At 50.5% G+C, this 23364-nt stretch carries 24 protein-coding genes, 2 tRNA genes and 2 pseudogenes; 8 read left to right on the top strand and 20 right to left on the bottom strand.

Annotated features, from left to right (window positions below):
* Positions 1 to 18: 18 nt before the first annotated feature.
* The 9 genes from nusA to rlmE form a co-directional block, all read right to left on the bottom strand.
* The gene (gene nusA, locus AC3RPL_RS22145) at positions 19 to 1524 is read right to left on the bottom strand and encodes a transcription termination factor NusA (protein WP_034936771.1); all 1506 of its coding nucleotides are present in this window, start codon (positions 1522 to 1524) and stop codon (positions 19 to 21) included.
* A 24-nt stretch (positions 1525 to 1548) separates the two neighbouring features.
* On the bottom strand, positions 1549 to 2001 hold the full coding sequence (gene rimP, locus AC3RPL_RS22140) for a ribosome maturation factor RimP (RefSeq protein ID WP_034937370.1): 453 nt from the start codon (positions 1999 to 2001) through the stop codon (positions 1549 to 1551).
* Positions 2002 to 2212: 211 nt separating this feature from the next.
* A tRNA-Met gene (locus AC3RPL_RS22135) sits at positions 2213 to 2289 on the bottom strand.
* A 59-nt stretch (positions 2290 to 2348) separates the two neighbouring features.
* Positions 2349 to 2435 (bottom strand) — tRNA-Leu (locus AC3RPL_RS22130).
* 56 nt (positions 2436 to 2491) lie between these two features.
* Positions 2492 to 2827 carry a preprotein translocase subunit SecG gene (secG, locus tag AC3RPL_RS22125; RefSeq protein WP_490741541.1) on the bottom strand — a complete coding sequence of 112 codons (336 nt, stop codon included), beginning with the start codon at positions 2825 to 2827 and terminating at the stop codon, positions 2492 to 2494.
* Positions 2828 to 3121: 294 nt separating this feature from the next.
* Positions 3122 to 4456: a phosphoglucosamine mutase gene (gene glmM, locus AC3RPL_RS22120; protein ID WP_034936767.1), complete on the bottom strand. Its 1335-nt coding sequence runs from the start codon at positions 4454 to 4456 to the stop codon at positions 3122 to 3124.
* A gap of 4 nt (positions 4457 to 4460) precedes the next feature.
* Positions 4461 to 5297 (bottom strand): dihydropteroate synthase, encoded by an 837-nt coding sequence (gene folP, locus AC3RPL_RS22115; RefSeq protein ID WP_490741540.1) that lies wholly within the window; start codon positions 5295 to 5297, stop codon positions 4461 to 4463.
* Positions 5298 to 5398: 101 nt separating this feature from the next.
* A complete protein-coding gene (gene ftsH / locus AC3RPL_RS22110; RefSeq protein WP_490741539.1) occupies positions 5399 to 7330 on the bottom strand; it encodes an ATP-dependent zinc metalloprotease FtsH in 1932 nt (643 codons plus the stop codon).
* A 55-nt stretch (positions 7331 to 7385) separates the two neighbouring features.
* Positions 7386 to 8015, bottom strand: a complete 630-nt coding sequence (gene rlmE / locus AC3RPL_RS22105) for a 23S rRNA (uridine(2552)-2'-O)-methyltransferase RlmE (protein WP_490741538.1) — start codon at positions 8013 to 8015, stop codon at positions 7386 to 7388.
* A 127-nt stretch (positions 8016 to 8142) separates the two neighbouring features.
* On the opposite strand from rlmE, the gene yhbY reads away from it, so the two are divergent.
* Positions 8143 to 8436 carry a ribosome assembly RNA-binding protein YhbY gene (gene yhbY / locus AC3RPL_RS22100; protein WP_034936755.1) on the top strand — a complete coding sequence of 98 codons (294 nt, stop codon included), beginning with the start codon at positions 8143 to 8145 and terminating at the stop codon, positions 8434 to 8436.
* A 120-nt stretch (positions 8437 to 8556) separates the two neighbouring features.
* Here the strand turns inward: yhbY and greA are convergent, their stop codons facing one another.
* On the bottom strand, positions 8557 to 9033 hold the full coding sequence (gene greA / locus AC3RPL_RS22095) for a transcription elongation factor GreA (RefSeq protein WP_034936753.1): 477 nt from the start codon (positions 9031 to 9033) through the stop codon (positions 8557 to 8559).
* 249 nt (positions 9034 to 9282) lie between these two features.
* Here greA and dacB point away from each other — a divergent pair, with 249 nt between their 5' ends.
* From dacB to pmrB, 3 genes and pseudogenes are all read left to right on the top strand, one after another.
* Positions 9283 to 10716: a serine-type D-Ala-D-Ala carboxypeptidase gene (dacB, locus tag AC3RPL_RS22090; RefSeq protein WP_490742115.1), complete on the top strand. Its 1434-nt coding sequence runs from the start codon at positions 9283 to 9285 to the stop codon at positions 10714 to 10716.
* A 5-nt stretch (positions 10717 to 10721) separates the two neighbouring features.
* On the top strand, positions 10722 to 11384 hold the full coding sequence (pmrA, locus tag AC3RPL_RS22085; RefSeq protein ID WP_490741537.1) for a two-component system response regulator PmrA: 663 nt from the start codon (positions 10722 to 10724) through the stop codon (positions 11382 to 11384).
* Positions 11381 to 12436 (top strand): annotated as a pseudogene (gene pmrB / locus AC3RPL_RS22080) (two-component system sensor histidine kinase PmrB). The gene pmrA and the pseudogene pmrB overlap by 4 nt, the downstream one beginning before the upstream one ends.
* A 48-nt stretch (positions 12437 to 12484) precedes the next feature.
* Here pmrB and cgtA read toward each other — a convergent pair.
* The 3 genes from cgtA to rplU all read right to left on the bottom strand — a co-directional run bounded on the left by cgtA (position 12485) and on the right by rplU (position 14569).
* Complete coding sequence (gene cgtA / locus AC3RPL_RS22075) at positions 12485 to 13663, bottom strand: Obg family GTPase CgtA (protein WP_490741536.1); 1179 nt, start codon at positions 13661 to 13663, stop codon at positions 12485 to 12487.
* Between the two features lie 321 nt (positions 13664 to 13984).
* Entirely contained in the window at positions 13985 to 14242 is a 258-nt protein-coding gene (gene rpmA, locus AC3RPL_RS22070) for a 50S ribosomal protein L27 (RefSeq protein WP_490741535.1), read from the bottom strand.
* A gap of 15 nt (positions 14243 to 14257) precedes the next feature.
* Positions 14258 to 14569, bottom strand: coding sequence for a 50S ribosomal protein L21 (rplU, locus tag AC3RPL_RS22065; RefSeq protein ID WP_034936744.1), 312 nt, complete (start codon positions 14567 to 14569; stop codon positions 14258 to 14260).
* Positions 14570 to 14826: 257 nt separating this feature from the next.
* Between rplU and ispB the strand changes: the two genes are divergently transcribed.
* Positions 14827 to 15798, top strand: coding sequence for an octaprenyl diphosphate synthase (ispB, locus tag AC3RPL_RS22060; RefSeq protein WP_490741534.1), 972 nt, complete (start codon positions 14827 to 14829; stop codon positions 15796 to 15798).
* A 227-nt stretch (positions 15799 to 16025) separates the two neighbouring features.
* Positions 16026 to 16286 (top strand): helix-turn-helix domain-containing protein, encoded by a 261-nt coding sequence (locus AC3RPL_RS22055; protein WP_034937367.1) that lies wholly within the window; start codon positions 16026 to 16028, stop codon positions 16284 to 16286.
* A 47-nt stretch (positions 16287 to 16333) separates the two neighbouring features.
* Here AC3RPL_RS22055 and murA read toward each other — a convergent pair whose 3' ends face one another.
* The 7 genes from murA to mlaF form a co-directional block, all read right to left on the bottom strand.
* The gene (gene murA / locus AC3RPL_RS22050; RefSeq protein WP_490741533.1) at positions 16334 to 17596 is read right to left on the bottom strand and encodes a UDP-N-acetylglucosamine 1-carboxyvinyltransferase; all 1263 of its coding nucleotides are present in this window, start codon (positions 17594 to 17596) and stop codon (positions 16334 to 16336) included.
* Positions 17597 to 17670: 74 nt separating this feature from the next.
* Complete coding sequence (gene ibaG, locus AC3RPL_RS22045; protein ID WP_490741532.1) at positions 17671 to 17925, bottom strand: BolA family iron metabolism protein IbaG; 255 nt, start codon at positions 17923 to 17925, stop codon at positions 17671 to 17673.
* A gap of 125 nt (positions 17926 to 18050) precedes the next feature.
* Entirely contained in the window at positions 18051 to 18347 is a 297-nt protein-coding gene (gene mlaB, locus AC3RPL_RS22040; RefSeq protein ID WP_490741531.1) for a lipid asymmetry maintenance protein MlaB, read from the bottom strand.
* Positions 18347 to 18982 (bottom strand): phospholipid-binding protein MlaC, encoded by a 636-nt coding sequence (gene mlaC, locus AC3RPL_RS22035; RefSeq protein ID WP_490742114.1) that lies wholly within the window; start codon positions 18980 to 18982, stop codon positions 18347 to 18349. The genes mlaB and mlaC overlap by 1 nt, the downstream gene beginning before the upstream one ends.
* Positions 18982 to 19542: an outer membrane lipid asymmetry maintenance protein MlaD gene (mlaD, locus tag AC3RPL_RS22030; RefSeq protein ID WP_490741530.1), complete on the bottom strand. Its 561-nt coding sequence runs from the start codon at positions 19540 to 19542 to the stop codon at positions 18982 to 18984. The genes mlaC and mlaD overlap by 1 nt, the downstream gene beginning before the upstream one ends.
* A gap of 4 nt (positions 19543 to 19546) precedes the next feature.
* Positions 19547 to 20329, bottom strand: a complete 783-nt coding sequence (mlaE, locus tag AC3RPL_RS22025) for a lipid asymmetry maintenance ABC transporter permease subunit MlaE (protein ID WP_490741529.1) — start codon at positions 20327 to 20329, stop codon at positions 19547 to 19549.
* 7 nt (positions 20330 to 20336) lie between these two features.
* Positions 20337 to 21149 carry a phospholipid ABC transporter ATP-binding protein MlaF gene (mlaF, locus tag AC3RPL_RS22020; RefSeq protein WP_034936733.1) on the bottom strand — a complete coding sequence of 271 codons (813 nt, stop codon included), beginning with the start codon at positions 21147 to 21149 and terminating at the stop codon, positions 20337 to 20339.
* A 225-nt stretch (positions 21150 to 21374) separates the two neighbouring features.
* Here mlaF and AC3RPL_RS22015 point away from each other — a divergent pair.
* Together AC3RPL_RS22015 and kdsD are read left to right on the top strand one after the other, a co-directional pair.
* Positions 21375 to 22354, top strand: a pseudogene (locus AC3RPL_RS22015) (calcium/sodium antiporter).
* A 15-nt stretch (positions 22355 to 22369) separates the two neighbouring features.
* Entirely contained in the window at positions 22370 to 23356 is a 987-nt protein-coding gene (kdsD, locus tag AC3RPL_RS22010; protein ID WP_034936730.1) for an arabinose-5-phosphate isomerase KdsD, read from the top strand.
* The last annotated feature ends 8 nt before the right edge of the window (positions 23357 to 23364 follow it).

The raw sequence follows: 23364 nt of genomic DNA, 5'->3' as shown, positions 1-23364 counted from the left end.
CCTTCCTGCTACAGTTTGTTATGCGTCGTCACCGAACCAACAGATATTTCTGGCAGCCATAATTAGCTCCCCAGCCTGCTCATCGCTCAGGCCCTCAATATCTGACAGGTCGTCAACACCCTGCTCGGCAAGATCTTCCAGCGTACAAACGCCCATCGCTGCCAGCTTAAATGCCAGTTCACGATCCAGACCTTCCAGATTAAGCAAATCATCTGCCGGCAGGTTTGTGCCCTGACTCTCTGCTTTTTCCAGAGCAAGTGTGGTTAACGCATTTTTTGCACGATCACGCAGCGCTTCAATGGTCTCTTCATCCAGACCGTCAATTTCAAGCAGCTCGTTAATCGGAACGTAAGCCAGCTCTTCAAGAGAAGAGAAGCCCTCTTCAACCAGAACGGTCGCAAAATCCTCATCAATATCAAGATGACGGGTAAAGACATCGATGGCTGCATGAGCTTCAGCCTGATGCTTGGCCTGTAGATCGTCTACCGTCATCACATTCAGTTCCCAGCCGCTTAGCTGCGCCGCGAGACGAACGTTTTGACCATTTCGGCCAATCGCCTGGGCCAGATTTCCGGCTTCGACAGCGATATCCATCGTGTGGTTATCTTCATCAACCACAATAGAGGCGACATCTGCCGGGGCCATGGCATTGATCACAAACTGTGCCGGATTATCGTCCCATAACACGATGTCAATACGTTCGCCACCCAACTCACTGGAAACCGCCTGAACACGCGCACCACGCATACCCACGCAAGCGCCGACCGGATCAATACGCTTATCATTGGTTTTCACCGCGATTTTAGCTCGTGAACCTGGATCACGCGCCGCAGCTTTGATTTCAAGCACCTCTTCCGCGATTTCCGGTACTTCGATACGAAACAGTTCAATCAGCATTTCGGGTTTAGAACGGCTGACAAAGAGCTGTGCACCGCGAGCTTCAGGGCGCACGGCATAAAGTACCCCACGAATACGGTCGCCCGGACGGAAGTTTTCACGCGGCAGCATATCTTCGCGGATAATGACTGCTTCAGCGTTGGTACTTGAACCATCGTTTGGCCGAACTTCGAGGGAAATATTATCGCGGTTAACCTTCTTCACCACGCCGGTGATGATTTCACCTTCCTGCTCACGGAACTGATCGACCACCATCGCACGCTCGGCTTCGCGCACTTTCTGGACAATCACCTGTTTGGCAGTCTGCGTGGTGATACGATCAAAGGTCACCGACTCAATCTGATCTTCAACAAACTCACCCGCATTCAGCGATTCATCTTCAAAACGCGCAGCTTCAAGGGTGATTTCACGGGTTGGCATAGTGACTTCATCAACAATCAGCCAGCGACGGAAGGTTTCAAAATCACCACTTTTGCGGTCAATGCTGACACGCACATCGATTTCCTGCTCGTATTTCTTTTTGGTTGCCGTGGCCAGTGCACTCTCCAGTGCCTCGAAAATCTTCTCGCGCGGGAGGGATTTCTCGTTAGATACGGCCTCGACTACAGCTAAGATTTCTTTGTTCATCCTGGTATGCCTCAATCCGAACTTTTAAAAGTGGGGAACCAGGTTCGCCTTCTGGATATTGCTCAGCGCGAACACTTCGTCGTTACCCTCAACGGCAACCGTAATCATCTCACCCTCGACTGATTTGATGATCCCCTGCCATTTGCGGCGGTTCTGCACGGCCATGCGTAACACCAGGCTCACTTCTTCACCGGTAAATCGTGCATAATGCTCTGCGGTAAAGAGTGGGCGGTCAAGGCCTGGTGAGGAGACTTCAAGGTTGTAAGCTACGGTGATGGGATCCTCAACATCAAACACGGCACTGACCTGGTGACTGACATCAGCGCAATCGTCAACAGTGATGCCATTTTCACTATCAATATAGATGCGCAACGTAGAAGTGCGGCCGCGTACAAATTCAATACCGACCAGTTCAAAGCCTAACGCTTCTACCGGTGCTGAAATCAGCTCTGTTAATTTTTGCTCTAATGTGGACAATCCCACCCCCAAGACATAAAAAAAGGGCTTAATAGCCCAGTTTACTGTTTCCTGATAACAAAAAACCCCGAAAATTCGGGGCTTTATGCGACTGGACCCTGTACGCCATAAATGGCGGTTCGGCACAATCCAGAAGAATTTTTTTCAAAACCCGCTGTCAGTGCCTCTGATGATGCACACAGTATATTTGAAAAATAACTCTAAGGGAAAGTGGTTGCGGGGGCCGGATTTGAACCGACGACCTTCGGGTTATGAGCCCGACGAGCTACCAGGCTGCTCCACCCCGCGTCCGAAAACGTGGCAAATACTACGCCAAACTTGTAAAAAATACAAGCAATACTGAGATTTGGTACCGAGGACGGGACTTGAACCCGTAAGCCCATGCGGGCACTACCACCTCAAGGTAGCGTGTCTACCAATTCCACCACCACGGCACTAAAGATTGCGACTTTTTTTATTCTGTCGCGCCGAATATAACAACATTAACAACTTACTGCGGGATATCGCTACCCGGCGTAGCCGGTTTTGCAGGCTGGCTCTGCTGCTGAGATTGCGCAGGCTGAGTCAGATTTTCCCACTCGCTTCCTTTCTGAGTTTTGTTGCTGTTGATGTTACCCAGAATCAGACTGATGATGAAGAACAACGTCGCCAGCACAGCGGTCATACGGGTCATAAAGTTACCTGAACCGTTAGAACCAAACAGTGTTGCCGAGGAGCCAGCACCAAATGACGCGCCCATATCAGCGCCTTTACCTTGTTGCAGCATAATCAGACCAACCAGGTCGATGGCTACAATAAGGAAAACTACCAAAAGAGCTTCGTACATAATTCAACCTGTTCCTTGCGCGAGACTCGCACATCAAAAGCTTCAAACCAACCAGCAGGTAGTATCACTACCCTTCCGAAGCGGGTGTGAATACTAACCAAAGCAGCCTGCCCACGCAAGGGCAATTTATCACCCTGAGGTTATTTGCAGAAAAAAACAGCAAAAGTCACGGATAAAGATGGAAAATGCTGATAAATCAGACAATCACGGCTGCCCAGGCATCCCTGCACACACTTCAGCTCATCCATCAGCTTTAAAGATAAAGCGGAGCCAGCAACTCCGGTGATCACTGTGTTAAACGGCCTTGACGGCGTCGGCAATACGATGTGCCAGTGCCGTCACCTGATCTTCATTCTCGCCTTCAACCATTACCCGGATTAAAGGCTCCGTACCTGATTTTCTCAGCAACACGCGACCACGACCGTGCAGTTCTTTCTCAACCTCGGATGTCACCGCTTTGACCTGCTCATCTTCCAGGGGATCGGTTTCACCGCTGAAGCGAACATTCACCAGTATTTGTGGCAGCAGTTTCATCCCGCTACACAAGTCATGCAGGCTCATATGATTACGTACCATCGCAGTAAGTACCTGCAAACCAGCTACTATGCCATCTCCGGTAGTAGTCTTATCAAGCAGGATGACATGCCCGGAGTTTTCCGCCCCGAGACGCCAGCCTTTTTCCTGCATTTTTTCTAAAACATAACGATCGCCGACTTTTGCTCTGGCAAAAGGAATTCCCAACTGCTTCAGTGCCAGTTCCAGCCCCATGTTGCTCATCAATGTGCCCACGACGCCGCCACGTAACTGCCCCTGACGCAGACCTTCACGGGCGATGATGTAAAGAATCTGATCGCCATCCACTTTGCAACCAAGGTGGTCCACCATCATGATGCGGTCACCATCACCGTCATAAGCCAGACCAATATCTGCCTTTTCTGCCAGCACTCGCGCCTGAAGTTGACGAACATCTGTTGCACCACATTCTTTATTGATGTTCATACCATCAGGGTGGACACCCAGCGTAATGACCGTGGCTCCCAGTTCGCGCAGCACATTTGGCGCGATATGATAGGTTGCACCATTTGCACAATCCACGACGATCTTCAGCCCATTCAGGCTCAGTTCGCCAGGAAATGTGCCTTTACAGAACTCAATATAGCGACCTGCGGCATCAACAATACGACTGGCACGACCAAGTTCAGCAGACTCCACGCAGGTAATCGGCTTTTCCATTTCTGCCTCAATCGCTTCCTCAACATCGTCAGGTAACTTGGTGCCTTCAATCGAGAAAAATTTAATACCATTGTCATCAAAAGGATTGTGTGAAGCGGAAATAACGATCCCGGCTTCAGCCCGAAAAGTACGGGTCAGATAGGCAATAGCTGGCGTAGGCATCGGTCCGGTAAAAGCTGCTGATAAGCCAGCCGCCGCCAAACCAGCCTCCAGAGCCGACTCCAACATGTAACCTGAGATACGCGTATCCTTGCCAATAATGATTTTTTTTGAGCCGTTTCTTGCCAGCACCTTGCCCGCCGCCCAGCCCAACTTCAGCACAAAATCAGGCGTAATTGGCGATTCGCCCACTTTTCCACGAATGCCATCGGTACCAAAATACTTACGGTTGCTCATAGGATTACTCTTCCTTTGCTGACAATGTTGCTTCGACGACGCGCATGGCCTCGACGGTTTCTTTAACATCATGGACACGCAGAATATGCGCACCTTGCATAGCGGCAATCACCGCGCAGGCCAGACTCCCAGTCAGACGCTGAGATGGGCCGACGTTTAACAACTGGCCTATCATGCTTTTGCGTGACATTCCGACCAGCAGAGGCATACCAAAACGATGAAAATCAGCAAGGTGGGCCAGCAGCTGATAATTGTGTCTCAGATTCTTACCGAAACCAAATCCAGGGTCGAGCAGCAACCGATCTTTTTTAATTCCTGCGGCCTCACAGCGCGCAATGTGCTCGATGAAAAATGCCTCAACATCCTGTAAAAAATGCTGATAATGCGGTGACTGCTGCATAGTTCGTGGCTCGCCCTGCATATGCATCAGGCAGACCGGCAGGCCACTGGCCGCTGTAGCCTCCAGCGCTCCTGGCTCCTGCAATGAACGGATGTCGTTAATCAGATGCGCTCCCGCATGAGCAGCCTCGCGAATCACTTCGGCTTTAGATGTATCTACTGAAATCCACACTTCAAAGCGTTGCGCAATTGCTTCCACTACCGGGATCACCCGCTCCAGTTCCTGCTGCACACTGACCTCTTCCGCACCGGGACGCGTGGACTCGCCACCAATATCGATGATGGTCGCGCCTGCATTAATCATGGAATTAGTATGTGTAACAGCCTGAATTAAGTCGTTATGCCTGCCGCCATCAGAGAACGAATCCGGAGTTACATTCAATATACCCATCACATGAGGATGGGATAAATCGAGCACGGAGTCTCTGGCATGAAGTTTCATAACGTTGTCTCTCCTGACAGATTTACGAATCATATTCAGTTGTCGTGGATATAAAAAACCCCGGTCAGCGCCGGGGTTCAGGGGGACGATGGCAGGATAACTTATTTATCGCCCAGCTGTTCTGACATGGTATTGCCTGGATTTGGCGTACGCGGTTCATCTACCGGGCGCGGAGCCTTTGGTGTACCGTTGCTGTCAGAATTATTAGTGCCAGGATCTTCCCAACCTGCTGGCGGACGCACTTCGCGGCGCGCCATCAGGTCGTCAATCTGCGGCGCATCGATGGTTTCATACTTCATCAGCGCATCTTTCATTGCATGAAGTATGTCCATGTTTTCGTTCAGAATGCGACGGGCACGCTGGTAGTTACCTTCTACCAGTGACTTCACTTCCTGATCAATGATACGAGCAGTTTCATCAGACATATGTTTTGCTTTAGCTACAGAACGTCCAAGGAAAACTTCACCTTCTTCTTCTGCATAAAGCAACGGCCCCAGTTTTTCTGAGAAGCCCCATTGCGTAACCATGTTACGTGCAATTGAGGTTGCTACTTTGATGTCGTTAGAGGCACCGGTGGAAACATGTTCAACACCGTAAATGATCTCTTCAGCAAGGCGACCACCATAGAGGGTGGAAATCTGACTTTCCAGTTTCTGACGACTGGCGCTGATGGCATCACCCTCAGGCAGGAAGAAGGTCACCCCCAGGGCACGACCACGCGGAATGATGGTAACTTTATGCACAGGATCATGCTCCGGTACCAGCCGACCAATGATCGCATGGCCCGCTTCGTGAAAAGCGGTGGACTCTTTCTGTGCCTCAGTCATCACCATAGAGCGCCTTTCGGCTCCCATCATGATCTTGTCTTTCGCCTTCTCAAACTCAACCATCGATACCACACCACGATTACCACGAGCAGCAAACAACGCCGCTTCGTTCACCAGGTTTGCCAGATCGGCCCCGGAAAAACCTGGCGTGCCGCGCGCAATGATTGCTGCATCAATATCTGTTGCCAGAGGGACGCGACGCATATGCACTTTCAGAATTTGCTCACGTCCACGTACGTCAGGCAAACCGACTACGACCTGGCGGTCAAAACGGCCCGGACGCAGCAGTGCAGGGTCGAGTACATCCGGACGGTTAGTCGCGGCGATAACGATGATGCCCTCATTACCTTCAAAACCATCCATCTCGACCAGCATCTGATTCAGAGTCTGCTCACGCTCGTCGTGACCACCACCCAGACCAGCACCACGTTGCCGACCAACCGCATCAATTTCATCGATAAAGATGATACAAGGCGCTGCTTTTTTGGCTTGTTCGAACATGTCACGAACACGAGAAGCACCGACGCCGACAAACATCTCAACAAAGTCAGAACCTGAAATGGTGAAGAAAGGCACTTTTGCTTCACCTGCGATGGCTTTTGCCAACAACGTTTTACCCGTACCAGGAGGGCCAACCATCAGCACGCCTTTCGGAATTTTACCACCCAGCTTCTGAAAACGGCTTGGCTCACGCAGGTATTCAACCAGTTCACCAACTTCCTCTTTGGCTTCATCACAGCCTGCCACATCTGCAAAAGTCGTTTTGATCTGATCTTCCGTCAACATGCGGGCTTTGCTTTTGCCAAAGGACATCGCTCCCTTGCCACCACCGCCCTGCATCTGGCGCATGAAGAATATCCAGACACCAATCAACAACAGCATCGGGAACCATGAGATGAAGATTGAAGCCAACAGGCTTGGTTCTTCAGGTGGTTCACCCACTACTTTTACGTTTTTGGTCAACAGGTTATCGAGCAACTTGGGATCGTTGACGGGGATATAGGTCGTGTATCGATTGCTATCTTTTTTGGTAACGTTGATTTCACGTCCGTTGATACGAGCCTCGCGGACCTGATCCTGATTAACTTCAGACAGGAAAGTTGAGTAATCAACCCTACGGCCATTCGACTCGCTGGGTCCGAAACTCTGGAAAACCGACATCAGCACAACTGCGATGACTAACCAAAGAATCAGGTTTTTCGCCATGTCACTCAAGGGATTAACCTCATATTACAACTGTGTTAACAGACAGCGTAGGGTACTATAGTTTGCGCCCTGTCGCTACAATGTACACTTCACGCGAACGAGAGCGCGAAGAATCCGGCTTACGAATTTTCACTTTCGTAAACAGGGAGCGAATTTCCCGGAGGTAATCTTCAAAGCCATCTCCCTGAAACACTTTCACTAAAAAACTACCGCCAGGTGCCAGTACATCCCGACACATCTCCAGCGCAAGCTCAACCAAATACATTGACCTTGGAATATCCACCTCAGGCGTCCCGGTCATATTTGGTGCCATATCAGACATCACTACCTGAATTTTGTCTTCTCCGAGACGGTCCATCAGTGCTTTCAGCACCAGTTCATCACGAAAATCACCCTGTAGGAAATCGACACCAACGATAGGATCCATCGGCAGGATATCACAGGCAATGACGCGACCTTTATTGCCAATCTGCGTCACCACATATTGCGACCAGCCCCCGGGCGCTGCGCCGAGGTCAACCACCGTCATTCCCGGCCTGAAGAGCTTATCGCCCTGCTGTATTTCATCAAGTTTAAACCAGGCACGAGAGCGCAGCCCTTTTTTCTGTGCCTCGAGCACATATTTATCGCTAAAGTGTTCCTGAAGCCAGCGGCTGGAACTGGCCGAACGCTTTTTACCAGTCATACAATTTCCAACTTTGATTCAACGTATGCGATAAATAAACCGCGCAAATCAGCACACCGATTTGGTGATACACCGGAGATGGCGGTGGAATGACCCGTTTTCAATCCCAATGTAAGTAAAAAATACGATGAATCTGAGTACCAAACAAAAACAGCACCTGAAAGGACTGGCCCATCCGCTGAAGCCCGTCGTAATGCTGGGTAACAACGGCCTGACCGAAGGAGTGCTGGCCGAAATTGAACAAGCGCTGGAACATCACGAGTTGATCAAGGTAAAAATTGCTACCGAAGACCGTGAGACTAAAAGCCTCATAGTTGACGCTATTGTGCGTGAAACCAAAGCCGCTAACGTACAGGTCATCGGCAAAACACTGGTGCTGTTCCGTCCGTCAAAAGAAGGGAAAATAGCCCTCCCTCGCTGAATTCGGAAACATTTCTGAAAATCAGCCAGCAGAAGTTGCCATGCTCCTTATCCTTATAAAAGGCCGTCTGACGGCCTTTTCTTTTCTTTACAATCTTCTGAACTCAATTACCGCCTTTGTTCAGAGATATTCAACCTTAAGAATCTCGTACTCTACGTCACCACCCGGCGTTTTGATCACCGTGACGTCGTCCACCTCTTTTCCGATCAAACCTCGCGCCATCGGTGAGTTAACGGAAATCAGATTTTGTTTGAAGTCAGCTTCGTCATCGCCAACGATGCGATAGGTCGACTCTTCATCGGTGTCCAGATTCAATACGGTCACAGTCGAACCGAAAATGATGCGGCCATTCGCATTCATTTTAGTGACATCTATTACCTGTGCATTAGACAGCTTGGCTTCAATTTCCTGAATCCGGCCCTCACAGAATCCCTGCTCTTCACGCGCAGCGTGATATTCGGCATTCTCTTTTAAATCACCATGCTCACGTGCTTCAGCAATTGAGGCAATAATTCTGGGGCGTTTAATGGTTTTCAGCTCTTCCAGCTCTTCGCGCAGTCTTTCCGCGCCCCTTAACGTCATCGGAATCTGATTCATCTCAATACCTCGTTAACTCTGTCCTGTGCAAAATTTCGTCATCCTGACAGTCAGATGCAGAAAAAGCGTTCTGCGGCGCTTGCTACTGAATTACAAACAAAATAACCCCGACCCGAAGGTATGCCTCAGGGTCTGAAGGTTTTGCATTTTGATACGTATTTTACCGCAGAGTTCATGGTGGGTCATCGTTTACTTTCCACCTTGAAGCACCGTAGTATGACAACATCACCTGCCAGTAAACGCGAGATTATGCGATTTTCACCATTTATAACCGGCCTGGCCTGCGCATTTATGCTAAATGCACAGGCCGCACAGGTCGAAGATTACACCCAGTATCTGCCAGATGGCGCCAATCTGACACTGATTGTCCAAAAAATAGGTGCAAGCACACCCTCCATTGATTATCACAGCAAACAGATGGCCCTTCCGGCCAGTACCATGAAGGTGATCACCGCACTGGCAGCACTGCTGCAACTGGGACCAGATTACCGATTTCACACCCAGCTGGAAAGTAAGGGGAGCATCAGCGATGGAACGTTGAAAGGCGATCTTGTCGCACGATTTGGCGGCGATCCCACCCTGACCCGGCAGGATTTACGTAATATGGTGGCAAATCTTAAAAAACAGGGTATCCAGCATATTCAGGGAAATCTGGTCATTGATACCTCCATTTTTGCCAGCCACGATAAAGCACCGGGCTGGCCCTGGAATGACCTGACACAATGCTTCAGCGCGCCTCCTGCTGCGGCAATTGTCGACCGTAACTGTTTTTCGGTATCGCTGTACAGTGCGCCTAATCCGGGCGACAAAGCTTTTATCCGGGTTGCGTCTTACTATCCGGTCAACATGTTCAGTGAAGTGCGCACTCTGGCTCGGGGTTCATCAGAAGCGCAGTATTGTGAACTGGATGTGATGCCTGGCGAGCTGAATCGCTTTACATTAACGGGCTGTATGACTCAACGCTCTGAACCCCTTCCGCTGGCTTTTGCTATCCAGGATGGGGCCAGCTATGCAGGCGCTCTGCTGAAAGCAGAGTTACAGGATGCAGGTATCGATTATTCAGGTCATCTTCTACGCCAGACGCAGGTCACCACGCCTGCCACCGCGCTGGCTGCAACGCAGTCCGCTCCCCTGCACGATTTGCTGAAAATTATGTTGAAGAAGTCGGACAACATGATTGCCGACACCGTTTTCCGCACTATCGGTCATGAACGCTTTGGAGTACCGGGTACCTGGCGCGCTGGTTCTGATGCCGTACGTCAGATTCTGCGACAGAAAGCAAATGTCGATTTGGGTAACAGTATCCAGGTGGATGGTTCAGGTTTGTCACGCCATGATTTGCTTTCACCTGCTACTATGATGCAGGTGTTGCAATACATTGCAAAAAACGATCAACAATTAAACTTTATCTCCATGTTGCCACTTGCGGGTTATGACGGCACCTTACGTTATCGGGGTGGTCTGCACGAAGCTGGCGTGGATGGCAAAGTGTCAGCCAAAACAGGTTCACTACAAGGCGTCTATAACCTTGCCGGCTTCATGACCACCGCCAGTGGCCAGCGCGTGGCTTTTGTTCAGTATCTTTCTGGCTATGCGGTTCCGCCGCAGGATCAGAAACAGCGCCGTATTCCGTTGGTTCGCTTTGAAAGCCGACTCTATAAGGATGTTTACCAAAACAACTGACAACAATGAAATTACTGATTGTGGAAGATGACGCGCTCTTACTGGGCGGGCTGGTTCAGGCACTAACCAGTGAGGGCTACGCCGTGGACACAGCAACAAAAGGATCAGAAGCATGTGCCCTGTTGGACAGTGGGCAATATAGTCTGATCGTGCTTGATCTGGGGCTGCCGGATGTTGATGGTGGCGATCTGCTACGTCAGTGGCGCAAAGCCCATATCGATCTACCGGTGTTAATTCTCACCGCCCGCGACGCTTTAGAGGATCGGGTAGAAGGTCTGGATGCGGGAGCCGATGATTATCTGGTGAAGCCTTTTGCTCTTGTTGAGTTAAAAGCCAGGGTGCGGGCTTTGATTCGTCGCTATCAGGGGCACAGTGATAATTTGCTGCAACAGGGGGATATTTCGCTCAATCTCTCCTCACGGCAGGTTTATCTCGACAATCAGCCGCTTGAAATTACTCCAAAAGAGTTTGCCTTGCTAACCCGTTTACTGATGCGTATCGGCCAGACGGTGCATCGTGAAACTTTACAGCAGGACCTTTACAGTTGGCAGGATGATACCGGCTCTAATACGCTGGAAGTTCACATTCATAACCTACGGCGCAAACTGGGCAAAGATCGTATCCGAACCGTCCGTGGTGTGGGATATCGTCTGGAAGAACGCGCGTGAACAGTATGCGTCGGCGCTTGCTGATTATGCTGGCGCTGATCCTGCTCACCTGCCAGTTAATGAGCGCCGCCTGGCTGTGGCATGAAAGTCGTGAGCAGATAGGTTTTCTGGTTAACGAAACGCTTTCAGCTCACGCACGCAATGAACGGGTTGAAGGAGAGATACGCGAAGCGATCGCCTCTCTGCTGCTGCCCTCGCTGGTGATGGTTTGCTTAACGCTGTTACTGTCATTCTGGGCGATAAGCTGGATTATTCGTCCACTTCGCTCACTGCAAACAAGCCTGTCAGAGCGTTCAGCTGATAATCTGACGCCACTGCCACATTTTTCCGATATGACTTAGATAGCAGCAGTAACAGGTGCAATGAATCAGCTTTTGGGCAGGCTGGAACACACGTTGCAACAGGAGCGGCTGTTTACCGCCGATGCCGCTCATGAGCTCCGTACCCCGCTTGCCGGACTGCGTCTGCATCTGGAACTGCTTGAGCAACAGGGTGTCCCACAGGGAAAAATGTTGGTTGAGCGAATTGATCAACTGATGCATGTCATTGAGCAGTTGCTGATGCTGTCGCGGGCCGGTCAGGCGCTGGCAGGGGGCCATTATCAGATCGTTAGCTGGTATGCCGTATTTGCCCCCTTGCAGGTTGAAATGGTCGAAATGCTGGCCTTACGCAATCAGACGCTCGAAGAGCCCGGCAATATGACCCCCAGCATCCAGGGAGATGCCGTATTACTGCGATTAATGTTGCGTAATCTGCTGGAGAATGCCTCCCGCTACAGTCCGGAAGGAAGCCATATCAGTCTGATTGTGCAGACAGAACAAGGTGGCAGTAGTTTTACCGTGCGGGATGAAGGACCGGGGATCGCTCCCTCAGCGACGCAGGATCTGACCAAAGCATTTCGCCGCATGGATCAGCGCTATGGTGGAAGTGGGCTGGGATTAAATATTGTGCAGAGGATCGCTCAGCTTCACCACGGCGAATTACGTTTGCATAATCGCCAGGACCGTAGCGGCCTCAATGCAACCTGCTGGCTACCCGCAAAGATTAACTGAACTGCAATGGCGATCAAAAAGGGACACCGATTGTGTCCCTTTACTGTATCAACGCTGGTAGATGATTTCGACGCCTTCGTCGTCGTCCTCGTCCCATTCATCATCCCAGTCGTCATCATCTTCTACCGACTGTTCAGCTTCTTCAAGTTGCTGACGATGATAGTCATCCCACATAAATTCCACTTTCTCAGGCTGCTTCTGCGCCTCTTCCGCTTCTTTGGGATTGGCATTAAGGAAAGCCATGACATCCCAACAAAGAGGAGTTACACCAGCACGATTAGCTGCTGAGATCAGATAGTATTTATCACTCCAGCCTAACGCCTCGGCAATAGCTTTAGCCCGCGATTCAGCTTCAGTCTGATCCAACAGATCGACTTTGTTGAATACCAGCCAGCGTGGCTTATTGAACAACTTTTCACTGTATTTTTTCAGCTCCGCCAGAATAATATGGGCATTTTCCACCGGGTCAGATTCGTCAATCGGTGCCAGATCAATGGTATGCAGTAATACCCGGCAACGTTCAAGATGCTTCAGGAACCGAATGCCTAAACCCGCCCCTTCTGAAGCCCCCTCTATCAAACCAGGGATATCCGCCACAACAAAACTTTGCTCGCTGTCCATCCGTACCACACCCAGGCTGGGTGCCAGAGTGGTAAAAGGATAGTCTGCCACTTTAGGCCGGGCGGCAGAAACAGCTCTGATAAAAGTGGACTTACCCGCATTGGGCAGTCCCAGCATCCCTACGTCTGCCAGCAACAGCAATTCAAGCTGGAGGTCTCGTTTTTCACCCGGCGTCCCCATCGTTTTCTGACGTGGCGTACGGTTCACCGAGGATTTAAAACGGCTGTTACCCAGGCCATGCCAGCCGCCTTTGGCCACCATCTGTAGCTGACCATGACTCATCATGTCGCCCAGCGTTTCACCTGTGCCCTGGTCGATAACCCGGGTGCCAACCGGAACTTTGATGATAATGTCCTGACCGCGTTTGCCGGTGCAGTCACGACTCTGACCATTCTGACCACGTTCAGCACGAAAAGACTTTTCAAAGCGATAGTCGATCAGCGTGTTCAGGTTTTCGTCGGCCTGGACATAAACATCACCGCCATCACCGCCATCACCGCCATCCGGACCGCCTTTAGGAATATATTTCTCACGACGGAAGCTGACGCAGCCATTACCACCATCGCCCGCAGCAACGAGGATCGTCGCTTCATCAACAAACTTCATGTTACTTCTCCGTAAATCATCTTTCCGCCCCGCTTTGCTATGCAGGTACGGCATGAGCCGTCGGGGCAGACCAGCGGTCTGATGACGGTAGCAAGGTGTCTGGTTCCGCAAAATTAATTTGCATTGCATCCCTGAAGGGACGATATCAAAACATCCTGCAACTGAATATAAAGTGTACAGCAAAAAAGAAATTGCCGTGAATCTGCCGACCCCAGGGCCAACAAATCAAAATGCAGAATGTAAAAAGCCCCGCAATCATAGCGGGGCTTCATGATTCGCTGCTGAAAGCGGTATCAGCTACCGCCTTCCGACACGAAAACCTTACTCAACAACGATGCTGATGTATTTACGGTTATTCGGGCCTTTTACTTCAAACAGGACCTTGCCGTTTGCAGTTGCAAACAGTGTGTGGTCACGGCCACAGCCTACGTTGTTGCCCGCGTGGAATTTGGTTCCGCGCTGACGAACGATGATGCTGCCTGCCAGTACTGATTCACCACCAAAACGCTTAACACCCAGGCGTTTTGCATTGGAGTCGCGACCATTTCGTGTGGAGCCGCCAGCCTTTTTGTGTGCCATTTGTCAGATCTCCTCTTAGGCGCTGATGCCAGTGATCTTCACATCAGTGAACCACTGACGGTGACCCTGCTGCTTACGGTAGTGTTTACGACGACGAAACTTAACAATTTTAACTTTCTCGCCGCGACCATGAGCAACGATTTCTGCCTTGATCACGCCACCTGAAACTAAAGGCGCGCCAATAGTCACGTCTTCACCGTTAGCAATCATCAGAACCTGGTCGAATTCAATCGTTTCGCCGGTTGCGATATCCAGCTTTTCCAGGCGAACGGTCTGACCTTCGCTTACTCGGTGTTGTTTACCACCACTTTGGAAAACCGCGTACATATAAACTCCGCTTTCGCGCTTGCCATCCTAGTTTCAGGCTGCGCTATAAATATTCACAATAGGGCGCGAATTCTACGCAAGTTCACAGGCAATGACAAGGGGCTGTTGCAGGGTATTGCAGAAAAAAAACGCAAAGCGTATGCAAACGTTTCTCCGCCGGGATTTTCAAGTACAATCTGTTATACATTAGTCATTGCCGCAGGTACGGGTAAAGACGCTTATCATAGCAGCATACTGAGCAATAGCTGAACAGACTGATGAACTTAGAACAGATAAACGAACTCACCGCACAGGATATGGCGGACGTCAATGCAACAATACTTGAACAGCTGAATTCTGAGGTATCCCTCATCAATCAGTTGGGTTACTACATTATTAGCGGCGGGGGAAAACGTATTCGCCCGATGATCGCCGTTTTAGCCGCTCGCGCGCTCAACTATTCAGGAAAACAACACGTTACAGTTGCTGCCCTGATCGAATTCATTCATACAGCAACTCTGCTGCATGATGATGTGGTTGATGAGTCAGATATGCGTCGGGGTAAAGCAACCGCTAATGCGACTTTTGGTAACGCGGAAAGCGTTCTGGTTGGGGACTTTATTTATACCCGGGCATTTCAGATGATGACCAGCCTGGGTTCTCTGCGCGTGCTCGCATTGATGTCTGAAGCCGTAAACGTGATTGCCGAAGGTGAAGTGCTGCAACTGATGAACTGCAATGACCCCGATATCAGCGAAGAGAGTTACATGCGGGTCATCTACAGTAAAACTGCGCGATTGTTTGAGGCCGCAGCTCAATCTTCTGCAATTCTTGCCTCAGCGACTTCAGAACAGGAAAAAGCTTTGCAGGATTATGGACGATTTATTGGAACTGCTTTCCAGTTAATCGATGATTTGTTGGATTACAGTGCGGATGGCAAAACTCTCGGTAAAAATGTCGGCGATGACCTGAGCGAAGGCAAGCCAACGTTGCCACTCCTCCACGCCATGCGCAACGGTACCGCAGAGCAGGCAGCAATGATTCGCGGCGCAATTGAACGGGGAAATGGTCGCCATTTACTTGAGCCGGTATTAGATGCGATGCATCAGTGTGGTTCACTCATCTGGACACGCCGTGCAGCTGAACAGGAAGCGGATAAAGCTATCGCGGCGCTTAAGGTATTGCCCGAGTCGCCCTGGCGCAGCGCACTTGAAGCGCTGGCGCACATGTCAGTGCAACGCCAATTCTGATACGCAATCTCACCAGGCGCGGAAAACCCGCGCTCTTCTTTTGCGATGATGTTGATGCATAATCCCGTCACCTGAACATCCGGGCTTAATTTGCTTTGCAAATTACCCTGTTACGTTTCACGCCTTTTGCGTAATGCCACACAAAATCAGCCCGACATCAAGAAAGTATTGGAAATAACTGGAGTGTTATTGCTATAAAATGTCCTGCGTACATGGAGGACGAACTGATGCTTCAAAAGAAAAAAGACTGGCATAATGCCGACATCATTGCAGGTTTGCGCAAACAGGGCACCACGCTGGCTGCCTTATCTCGTGAGGCAGGGTTGAGTTCTTCAACGCTGGCCAATGCTTTGTTCCGCCCCTGGCCAAAAGGAGAGTGGCTTATTGCTGATGCGTTAATGATTCATCCCGCCGAAATCTGGCCGAGTCGTTACTACGATCCAGTAAACCACAGCCTGATAGATCGCAAACGATTAATCAGAGCATGAAAAAAGGCCGGTAGTATTCAGACTACCGGCCTTATTTATCCTGGGGATTACTCTTCGCCGTTTACACGCTCAATATTGGCACCCAGTGCCTTCAGCTTGTCTTCGATATGCTCATAGCCACGATCAATATGATAAATACGATCAACGATAGTTGTGCCTTCAGCAATACATCCTGCCAGCACCAGACTGGCTGAAGCGCGTAAATCCGTCGCCATAACTTGCGCACCAGAGAGTTTTTCCACTCCATGGCAAATCGCCGTATTGCTTTCCAACTCAGCATGTGCACCCATGCGAATAAGCTCAGGTATATGCATGAAACGGTTTTCAAAGATGGTTTCAGTAATGACACCGGTCCCTTCCGCAACCAGATTCAACAGGCTGAACTGTGCCTGCATATCGGTAGGGAAACCAGGATGTGGTGCGGTGCGGAAATTAACCGCTTTTGGACGCTTACCGTGCATGTCCAGACTAATCCAGTCCGGTCCCAGTTCGATATCTGCTCCCGCCTCGCGCAGTTTTGCCAGCACGGCATCCAGCGTATCAGGTTGCGTTGAGCGACAAACCACCCTTCCGCCGGAAATTGCCGCAGCAATCAGGAAAGTTCCGGTTTCAATGCGATCGGGAAGGACACGGTAAACACCGCCACCCAGCCGCTCGACGCCTTCGATGGTGATACGGTCACTGCCAGCACCGCTGATTTTCGCCCCCAACGTGTTAAGAAAATTTGCAGTATCAACAATTTCCGGCTCGCGTGCAGCCTTCTCAATAATCGTGGTGCCCGTTGCCAGCGTTGCAGCACTCATGATGGTTACAGTCGCACCCACGCTGACCTTGTCCATCACGATATGCGCCCCCTTCAGACGTCCATCAACAGAGGCTTTGACATAGCCCTCCTCCAGTCTGATTTCAGCACCGAGTTGCTCAAGGCCAGTGATATGCAGGTCAACCGGGCGAGCGCCTATAGCACAGCCACCAGGCAGGGAAACCTGCCCCTGGCCAAAACGCGCCACCAGCGGGCCAAGCGCCCAGATTGATGCACGCATGGTTTTGACCAACTCATAAGGCGCGCAGTAAATATTGACGTCGCTGGCATCCAGATGCACTGACCCATTGCGGTCCACCTTCACCCCCAGCTGGCTGAGCAGTTTCATGGTGGTATCAATGTCCTTCAGTTTTGGGACATTCTGAATCTCGACAGGATCGGACGCCAACAGAGCAGCGAACAGGATCGGCAGCGCAGCGTTTTTTGCGCCAGAGATTGTAACTTCCCCGCTTAAACGGGTTGGACCCTGCACACGAAATTTATCCATTGCACCAGTTCTCTTTGATCAAACCTAAATTTCTGTCCACACGCCATCATCTGACGCCGGACACAACCCACCGCTCAAAAGCCGTTTAGCTTACGATCGCGCGCCCATTCGTCAGGGGTGTATGTTTTGATTGATACCGCATGAATACGGTTATCAGCGATGTAAGTCATCAACGGTGCATAGACCGTTTGTTGCTTTTTAACACGGCTGAGTTCACCAAACAGTTCGCCTACGGCTATCACCTGAAAGTGGCTACCATCGCCGGTAACATGAGCTTCCTGTAAGGGTAATGCACTCATCAGCACAGATTGAATTTCACTGGTTTCCATAACGCTTCAGAATTCACTTAATGATTAACAAGGCACACATCTTAGTGGAAAGTGCCGCTATCTTAAACAAACAAAAAAAGCCCCGGACAACGCAGGGGCTTATTTTATAAGCGACTCACCGTTTGTCAGTTACGGGAGATAATGATTTGCTGAAGGTTGTACAGTGAAATCAGCGTACGAAGCTTATCGGTAATCCCGGTGAACAGCAGCGTTTTTCCCTGATGCAAGGCTATCTGCCGCAAATGGACAAGTAGTGCCAGCCCGGCAGTGTCCACCCTTTCTAACGCTGAGACATCAATAGTATCAACCTGTTTCATGACCGATTCACGTTGATCCCACAATGCCATTAATGTCTGTCGCTCAAGTTCTCCGGAAAGAAGCAGTTGATGCGACTCTACGCGCCAGTTAAGTTGATCGCGCATTACCGTTGCTTATCCAGTTTGATTGGCTGATTAGCATAAGATTTCAGCAGTTCTGTTAATCCATTCACCCCTTTCAGGCGCAAAACATCGCTCCATTCGTTCTGTTTGGTGGTGATCATGCTCACGCCCTCAGCAATCATGTCGTAAGCCTGCCAGTCACCCGTACGGGTGTTTTTCCGCCACTGAAAATCAAGGCGAACCGGTGGACGACCATTTGGATCAATGATGGTCACACGAATAGCGATGATGCTGGCGTCAGCGTAGGGCTGCTCAGGCGCGATTTGATACGTCTGGCCATTGTAAAGCGCCAGCGCCTGGCCATAGGCCTGAGCCAGATAGTCGCCAAAAGCATTGAAATAAGCTTCCCGTTGCGCTGGCGTCGCTTCACGATAGTAGCGCCCCAGTACCAGAGCGCCGGCATACTTTGTCTGAACATAAGGCAACAACTCTTCACGAACAATCTGGCGTAAATAATCAGGATTTTGTTTGATCTTAGGTTGCTCATTTTTAAGGCGGGTAAAGGTTTTAGCTGCCGCTTCATTCATCAGCTGATAAGGATTGGTTTGATCAGCCGCTGCATTAACCGCAATCGGTGCAATAACCAGCATCGCGGCCATCAGGAAACGTTTAAACATCATTTGCCCTCTTCTGAGTGAGTCGTTGCGGTCGGCGCAGATTGTGCATTTGTTTCAGGTGCCGCCGCCGAAGCGTTTTTGTTATCACTGGCGTTGCCACTCTTGTACAGGAACTGGCCAATCAGGTCCTCAAGAACCATCGCTGATTTGGTATCCCGCAATGTGCTGCCATCCTTAAGCATAGACGTTCCCATTTCCGGATCGTCAAAGCCGACATTCAACGCCAGAAATTGCTCGCCCAACAGACCTGAAGTTCTGATCGCCAGTGAGCTGGTATCCGGCAGTTGATTGTATTTGTCATTAATATTCATCGTGACGCGAGGCGAATACGTTTTGCTGTCCAGCTCTATATCGGTGACCCGACCAATCACCACACCACCGATTTTCACTGGCGAGCCGGTTTTCAATCCGCCAATGTTGTCGAAGGTGGCATACAAACGCCAGGTCGGCTCACTGCCTGACAATTTGAGATCGGCCACCCGCAGGCAGAGGAAAAGCGCAGCACAGAGTGCAAGTATTAAAAATGCGCCCACCCAAATTTCACTTTTTTTCGTTTGCATTGCTTCAATTCCCAAACATCAGTGCTGTCAGCACAAAATCTAAACCGAGTACCGCCAGAGAAGCGTGTACCACTGTGCGCGTCGTAGCCCGACTGATCCCCTCTGAAGTTGGGATCGCATCATAGCCATTGAAAAGAGCAATCCAGCTGACGGTAACAGCGAAAACAGCACTCTTGATTACACAGTTAATGATATCAGTTCGTACATCGACGGCATTTTGCATGGCAGACCAGAAGAAACCGCTATCAATCCCTTTCCAGCTGACGCCAACAACCGCCCCGCCAAGGATACCGACGGCAACAAAGATTAACGTCAGCAATGGCATACTGATAAAACCAGCCCAGAAGCGCGGTGAAATAATCCTGCGCAGAGGATCGACAGCCATCATTTCCATGCTGGAAAGTTGTTCCGTCGCTTTCATCAGGCCAATCTCAGCGGTCAGCGCCGATCCCGCCCTGCCTGCGAACAGCAGTGCGGTCACCACCGGTCCCAACTCACGCAGCAGAGATAACGCCACCAACATGCCAAGACTGCTTTCCGCACCATAAGTGTTTAACACGAGGTAACCTTGTAACCCCAACACCATCCCAATAAACAGGCCGGAAACAACAATGATTAACAGCGACAGCACGCCGATGCTGTACAGTTGTTTAACTAATAGCGGCGCATGCTTACGAAAATGCGGTACGCCCAACAGCGAGTGAAAAAGCATTAATCCTGCACGACCAAAGGATGCACAGGTATTGATTGCCTTGCGTCCCACCAATGCCAGTCCTGATAAAAACATCAGTCAATTAACTCCCTGAGCCGGTTAAATCTTGCAGATAGTCTCCTGCGGGGAAACGAAATGGCACCGGGCCGTCAGCGATGCCATCAATAAACTGACGTACCCTTGCATCCTGATTCTCACGCAACGCTTTCGCCGTACCCTGAGCAATAACCTTCTGTCCGGCAATGATATAGGCATAGTCAGCAATACTCAGCACTTCCGGTACGTCGTGGGAAACCACGATGCAGGTCATGCCAAGAGCATGATTCAGCTCGTCAATCAGCTTAACTAGCACCCCCATCGTAATCGGATCCTGACCCACAAAGGGTTCATCGAACATGATTAGCTCGGGTTCAAGCGCAATGGCTCGCGCCAACGCGGCCCGTCGTGCCATGCCACCTGACAGTTCTGACGGTTTTAACTGCGCTGCGCCACGAAGTCCGACGGCCTCCAGTTTCATCATTACCGTGCTGTGCAGTAGCTCAGGTGACAACTGCGTATGCTCACGCAGAGGCCAGGCGACGTTATCAAAGACGTTGAGATCAGTAAATAAGGCACCGGACTGAAAAAGCATGCTCATTTTCTTGCGCGCTTCGTACAATCCGGAACGAGAAAGGCTGGGAATATTCTCGCCGTTAAACCAGATTTCACCGTGGTCTGGCCGCAGTTGACCGCCGATCAGACGTAATAACGTGGTTTTACCAATGCCTGAAGGCCCCATAATGGCCGTTACCTTCCCTCTGGGTACCGTCAGCGAGATGTTATCAAATACCGGCCGATCGCCACGGGAAAAACTGACCCCGCGAACATCCACCAAATTCACCTCCGTCTGCCCCATAGTCACCTCTTATCCTCTTTTTCAGGCATAAAATTTTCTCCGATGGTATCGCATATGCGTACATCCAGGACACTTTTACAGAAACTTACCCTGAAGACGTGGCTAAAGTTGGCATAAGTTTTACTTTTTGCTTTCAGATCGTCAAAATCAGCGCATTCTTTTGCGCTCTTACCTCAGATGTCGCGCCAGACCAACCGACGATTATATCCGATCAAAGGACATTACATGCTCGTAGCTACAGCACTATTCATTATCGGTTTGGTCCTGCTGGTATATGGTGCAGATCGTCTGGTGTTCAGCGCTGCCATTCTTTGCCGTGCTTCAGGCATTCCACCGCTGATTATCGGCATGACCGTAGTGGGCATTGGCACCTCACTGCCTGAACTGATTGTCTCTTTCTCTGCGGCCACGCACGGACAGATGGATATTGCTGTTGGTACAGCGATAGGTTCGAATATTACGAATATTCTGTTAATTCTCGGAGGAGCTGCCCTGCTTCATCCATTGACAGTGCATTCAAATTTAATCCGCCGCGAGCTGCCGCTGATGCTGCTGGTCACTCTGCTGTGCGGCGTGATGCTGTTCGATAACAACCTGAGTCGCAATAACGGACTGGCGCTGATCACTATCGCAGTCATTTACCTGCTTTTTATTATCAAAATCGCCCGTAAAGCCGAGCGCGATAACAATGATGCTCTCACGCGTGAGCAGCTGGCCGAACTGCCACGGGATGATGTGGGCAATACGGTAGCGTTTCTCTGGCTGGCGGTGGCGTTGATTATTCTGCCAATGTCGACGCGGATGGTGATCGACAACGCAACGGTCATTGCAGATTTCTTTGGTATCAGCGAACTGGTTATCGGGCTGACAATTATCTCGGTTGGCACCAGCCTGCCTGAACTGGCAACGGTAATCGCAGGTGCCCTGAAAGGTGAAGACGATATTGCCGTGGGAAATTTGATCGGCTCCAATATCTACAATATCGCGATTGTTCTGGGCATCCCCGCCGTGGTTCATCCGGGAAGTGTCGATATGCATGCTTTCGCCCGTGACTATTGGGTGATGCTGGGCGTCAGTGCGCTGTTCACCCTTATTTGCCTTCAACGCAGCCGCCGTATTGGACGGGTAGCCGGTGCCATACTGTTGAGCGGCTTTATAGCTGGGTCACTGTACTCTACTGGCAGCCCTCGGCCACCTTCTGGTAAAAGGATTAAAAAATTATGTCACCAGTTATCCCTGAGCCTGGTTTTGATTTTCAACAGGCGGGAAAAGAGGTTCTGAATACAGAACGTGAAGGTCTGGAACAGCTCGATCAATACATCAATGCTGACTTTACGGAAACCTGTAAGCGTATCTACAGCTGCATGGGTAAAGTCGTGGTGATGGGGATGGGTAAATCCGGTCATATCGGTAAAAAAATGGCGGCTACCTTTGCCAGTACTGGCACTCCCGCTTTTTTTGTTCATCCGGCAGAAGCGAGCCACGGCGATCTGGGCATGGTGAGCGCCGGTGATATTGTAATTGCCATCTCTAACTCTGGTGAATCTTCTGAGATTCTGGCGCTGATCCCTGTGCTGAAGCGTTTGCAGGTATCACTCATTTGCATGACCAGTCGGCCAGAGAGCGCAATGGGCCGGGCCGCTGATATTCATCTGTGTGTTAAAGTCCCACAGGAAGCCTGTCCGCTTGGGCTGGCACCGACCACCAGCACAACGGCCATGCTGGTAATGGGGGATGCTCTGGCTGTCGCACTGTTGAAAGCGCGTGGCTTTACCGCTGAAGACTTTGCTCTGTCTCATCCTGGCGGGGCGCTGGGCCGTAAACTCCTGCTAACCGTGAATGATATTATGCACAGCGGCGATGAGATTCCTCACGTCAGTCGGGATGCTTCTCTGCGCGACGCACTGCTGGAAATTACCCGAAAAAATATGGGGATGACGGTGATCTGTGACGATTTGATGAAGATCGAGGGTATCTTTACCGATGGTGATTTACGTCGCGTCTTTGATATGGGTATTGATATTCAGCAGGCCAGCATTGCCAGCGTCATGACTACAGGGGGTATTCGCGTCCGGCCTAATACCCTGGCGGTGGATGCTCTGAATCTGATGCAAAGCCGTAACATTACCGCGTTGATGGTCGCAAACGGCGACGTTCTGCTCGGTGTGGTGCATATGCATGACATGTTGCGTGCAGGTGTGGTTTAACAAGGAAT

It is taken from the genome of Erwinia papayae (assembly GCF_058241465.1).
The sequence above is the reverse complement of the archived record's forward strand: the minus strand, read 5'-3'. Positions and strand labels throughout refer to the sequence as shown.

Excerpts from the sequence above, each read along its gene's own strand:
- nusA (WP_034936771.1), bottom strand. The coding sequence starts at position 1,524 with ATGAACAAAGAAATCTTAGCTGTAGTCGAGGCCGTATCTAACGAGAAA.
- secG (WP_490741541.1), bottom strand. The coding sequence starts at position 2,827 with ATGTACGAAGCTCTTTTGGTAGTTTTCCTTATTGTAGCCATCGACCTG.
- glmM (WP_034936767.1), bottom strand. The coding sequence starts at position 4,456 with ATGAGCAACCGTAAGTATTTTGGTACCGATGGCATTCGTGGAAAAGTG.
- folP (WP_490741540.1), bottom strand. The coding sequence starts at position 5,297 with ATGAAACTTCATGCCAGAGACTCCGTGCTCGATTTATCCCATCCTCAT.
- ftsH (WP_490741539.1), bottom strand. The coding sequence starts at position 7,330 with ATGGCGAAAAACCTGATTCTTTGGTTAGTCATCGCAGTTGTGCTGATG.
- rlmE (WP_490741538.1), bottom strand. The coding sequence starts at position 8,015 with ATGACTGGTAAAAAGCGTTCGGCCAGTTCCAGCCGCTGGCTTCAGGAA.
- yhbY (WP_034936755.1), top strand. The coding sequence starts at position 8,143 with ATGAATCTGAGTACCAAACAAAAACAGCACCTGAAAGGACTGGCCCAT.
- greA (WP_034936753.1), bottom strand. The coding sequence starts at position 9,033 with ATGAATCAGATTCCGATGACGTTAAGGGGCGCGGAAAGACTGCGCGAA.
- dacB (WP_490742115.1), top strand. The coding sequence starts at position 9,283 with ATGCGATTTTCACCATTTATAACCGGCCTGGCCTGCGCATTTATGCTA.
- pmrA (WP_490741537.1), top strand. The coding sequence starts at position 10,722 with ATGAAATTACTGATTGTGGAAGATGACGCGCTCTTACTGGGCGGGCTG.
- cgtA (WP_490741536.1), bottom strand. The coding sequence starts at position 13,663 with ATGAAGTTTGTTGATGAAGCGACGATCCTCGTTGCTGCGGGCGATGGT.
- rpmA (WP_490741535.1), bottom strand. The coding sequence starts at position 14,242 with ATGGCACACAAAAAGGCTGGCGGCTCCACACGAAATGGTCGCGACTCC.
- rplU (WP_034936744.1), bottom strand. The coding sequence starts at position 14,569 with ATGTACGCGGTTTTCCAAAGTGGTGGTAAACAACACCGAGTAAGCGAA.
- ispB (WP_490741534.1), top strand. The coding sequence starts at position 14,827 with ATGAACTTAGAACAGATAAACGAACTCACCGCACAGGATATGGCGGAC.
- AC3RPL_RS22055 (WP_034937367.1), top strand. The coding sequence starts at position 16,026 with ATGCTTCAAAAGAAAAAAGACTGGCATAATGCCGACATCATTGCAGGT.
- murA (WP_490741533.1), bottom strand. The coding sequence starts at position 17,596 with ATGGATAAATTTCGTGTGCAGGGTCCAACCCGTTTAAGCGGGGAAGTT.
- ibaG (WP_490741532.1), bottom strand. The coding sequence starts at position 17,925 with ATGGAAACCAGTGAAATTCAATCTGTGCTGATGAGTGCATTACCCTTA.
- mlaB (WP_490741531.1), bottom strand. The coding sequence starts at position 18,347 with ATGCGCGATCAACTTAACTGGCGCGTAGAGTCGCATCAACTGCTTCTT.
- mlaC (WP_490742114.1), bottom strand. The coding sequence starts at position 18,982 with ATGTTTAAACGTTTCCTGATGGCCGCGATGCTGGTTATTGCACCGATT.
- mlaD (WP_490741530.1), bottom strand. The coding sequence starts at position 19,542 with ATGCAAACGAAAAAAAGTGAAATTTGGGTGGGCGCATTTTTAATACTT.
- mlaE (WP_490741529.1), bottom strand. The coding sequence starts at position 20,329 with ATGTTTTTATCAGGACTGGCATTGGTGGGACGCAAGGCAATCAATACC.
- mlaF (WP_034936733.1), bottom strand. The coding sequence starts at position 21,149 with ATGGGGCAGACGGAGGTGAATTTGGTGGATGTTCGCGGGGTCAGTTTT.
- kdsD (WP_034936730.1), top strand. The coding sequence starts at position 22,370 with ATGTCACCAGTTATCCCTGAGCCTGGTTTTGATTTTCAACAGGCGGGA.